We start from the raw sequence: 2,752 nt of genomic DNA, 5'->3' as shown, positions 1-2,752 counted from the left end.
GGCAACGCAGATGCCGTGCCGCAGCCGCCGGAGCGGTGCTTAAGCCGTCAGGCGAGAATTGTGCGGTATTGCCTTAGGCGATTGAGCCTTTTGAAATGTGAGACGAACAATGAAAAAATTGTAGGGCGCGATGCCCTCATCGCGCCGCAGAGAAACGGAAAGCAGTTGACGCAAACCCGCAAATCATCTGTAGGGGGACGATGACGAGCATCGTCCCGTGGCGGTTTGCCCAATGCGGGACCATTGAAAAAAGTATTGCCTATTTAGGTTGGCGGGCGCACAATGTGCGCCCCTACGGGTGAGATGCCAATAAATGCCCGACATAACACATAAAAACTGCATATAAAAATCACCCGCATACCGCTCTACCACCCCGCATATAAAATCCATAATAAACCCAACCCCATCTCCAATTCCTAATTCCTCATTCCTCATTGCTTGCGCCCAACTCCGAACTCCTCCCTCCTAACTAAAACTGGGGTGTTCGCTATGCTTCTTCCTCTCCTCATGACAACCATCGCCGGTCTGTCCACTGGTCTGGGCGGGCTGATTGCGGCGCTGTTCCAGCCAACGCCAAGGCTGATGGCGTTCTGCGGCGGCTTTGCCGGGGCGGTCATGCTGACCGTCAGTTTGGCGGACCTGGCTCCGGCGCTGCTGGATTTTTACGGGGCGCTGCTTTCACCCTTTGGCTGTGGGGCTGCGGCTGCGGCACTGCTGCTGGGTGGTATGCTGGCAGCCTGGCTGTTGGCCTGTGCTCTGCCGGACGAGGATACACTGGCCGACCGTTTTGGCTCCCGCACCCAGGGCTCTGCCATGCGGGCTGCGCTGGTAACGGGGGCAGCCCTGCTGTTGCATAACCTGCCGGAGGGCATCCTGACCCTGCTGACCAACGTCTCGGACCCGCAGCTGGGGGCGCGCACGGCACTGGCGATTGCCCTGCACAATATCCCGGAGGGATTGGCTGTTGCGGTGCCTTTTGCCTGCGCCACCGGCAGCCGGGCCAAGGGTGCCGTGGCTGCGCTGGTATCCGGCCTTGCGGAACCGGCGGGGGCCGTTTTGGCGGCACTGGTGCTGGCCCCACTGTTGACGCCGGGACTTTTGAACGGCATTGTGGCTGTGGTGGCGGGCATTATGCTGTGGGTGGCGGCTGCCCAGCTGCTGCCCGCGGCGTTTGAACCGGCGTGGCGCAAAATGGGGGTGACAGGCTTTTGCGCGGGGGTGCTGATGATGATTCTTGGCATTGCAACGTTGGCTTGATTGTGGTATACTATAACCTGTATTTGTCTGGGGTGCAAATAGTGCCTGGAAACCATGCAGGGGAGGGAAAATATCCATGCCATACCGCCGCAGCTGCGCCGCGTGCGCACTGGCAGCCGCGCTGCTGCTTTCCGGCTGTTCTGCCGTAACCGGCAGCGATGTGGAATCCCTGCTGCGCGCGCCGCAGGCTTCCGGCGAGACGAGCGCCGTACAAAAGGCGCTCAACAGCGCCCTTGGTGTAACCGCGACCCTGAAATACCCTGCCAGCGGCGATTTTCTTTCCCCTCTTTTGTTTGGCGATTGGGATGGTGACGGCCAGGATGAAGCCGCCGTGCTGTACACGCTGGATGCCTCTGCGGGCAATGTGTACCTGGCTGTTCTGGAACCGACCGAGGAAAACGGCTGGCGGGTGACGCAGACGGCAGAAGGGCTTTCCAGCGAGGTGGAAAGCGTGAACACCGCCCATCTGCGGGACGAAAATTCCTTGCAGATCCTTGTCGGCTATGCCAGCGCCCAGGGCGACCGTTATATGGTGGTGTATCTGTACACCGAGGATGGCCTGCAGATCATCATCAAGCAGGCATACACCGAAATGATCCTTGCCAACCTGACGGGCGGAGAGGGCACCCAGGATTTGGTATTGGCCCTGCCCGCTGAGCAGGAGGGCGGCGGCCTGAACCTGCAGCTGCTGACCAACACCGAGGATGGCTTCCGCTCCGCCCAGACCCTTGCGATTGGTGATTACAGCGGCTGTGCGGCCCTGCACGCGGGCATTGGTGCGGACGATGGCAACTATCTGGTGGTGGATGGCTGGACCGGTGCTTCCGGCACCAGCCTGGCAAGCTCTATTGTAGTGTATGACCCGGAAACCCGATTTTTGCAGACCTACCGCCCGGCGGGCGTGGCCAACCTGACCAAAGCGACCCTGCGGTATGACGCCGCACTGGTCAGCACCGATCTGGACGGCAACGGAACGATCGAGATTCCCACGATGATCGATGACGGCGGCAAAATTTCCACCGGAATGGACAAGCGGCTGCGCTTTATCCTGTGGCGGGATTTTGCCGCAGAGGATGAGACCGGCAGCCACTTTGGTGTGTATGACAGCGAGTACAGCTTCTTTCTGGCGCTGCCGGAATCCATGCACGGCTCGGTGCTGCTGCGCACTAACCGGGATGGCAGCGGCTGGATGGTGTGCAACCGCGAGGGTACCACAGTTTATTGTGAACTGCGCCTGACCGACCCCGCCAAAGAAACCCAAACCCCGGACATCGACGGGGAACAGACCGAAGCCGGGGAGTACCGCCGCATTGCTAACATTGGCAGCCAGCAGCTGCAGGCCCGCGTGGTGACCCCGTATTATGGCCTGAGTATTGACGATATCATCCACGGAACAACCGTGTTCCGTTAAAAAAACTAAGGCAACACCGCACAATTCCCGCCTTGCGGCTTAAGCACCGCTCCGGCAGCTGCGGCACGGCATCTGCGTTGCCAA

At 60.1% G+C, this 2,752-nt stretch carries 3 protein-coding genes; all 3 read left to right on the top strand.

The window, feature by feature from the left end; translation table 11 throughout:
* Positions 1–204, top strand: a 204-nt coding sequence (locus C4885_RS16880) for a hypothetical protein (protein WP_207657616.1), incomplete at its 5' end; no start/stop codon positions are given.
* 285 nt (positions 205–489) lie between these two features.
* Positions 490–1,257: a ZIP family metal transporter gene (locus C4885_RS15900; RefSeq protein ID WP_114001269.1), complete on the top strand. Its 768-nt coding sequence runs from the start codon at positions 490–492 to the stop codon at positions 1,255–1,257.
* 76 nt (positions 1,258–1,333) lie between these two features.
* Positions 1,334–2,668 carry a hypothetical protein gene (locus tag C4885_RS15895; protein WP_114001268.1) on the top strand — a complete coding sequence of 445 codons (1,335 nt, stop codon included), beginning with the start codon at positions 1,334–1,336 and terminating at the stop codon, positions 2,666–2,668.
* Positions 2,669–2,752 lie beyond the last annotated feature (84 nt).

It is taken from the genome of Subdoligranulum sp. APC924/74 (genome assembly GCF_003324125.1).
GTDB classification, from domain to species: domain Bacteria; phylum Bacillota; class Clostridia; order Oscillospirales; family Ruminococcaceae; genus Gemmiger; species Gemmiger qucibialis.
This window is presented reverse-complemented; position numbering and strand designations above follow the sequence as displayed.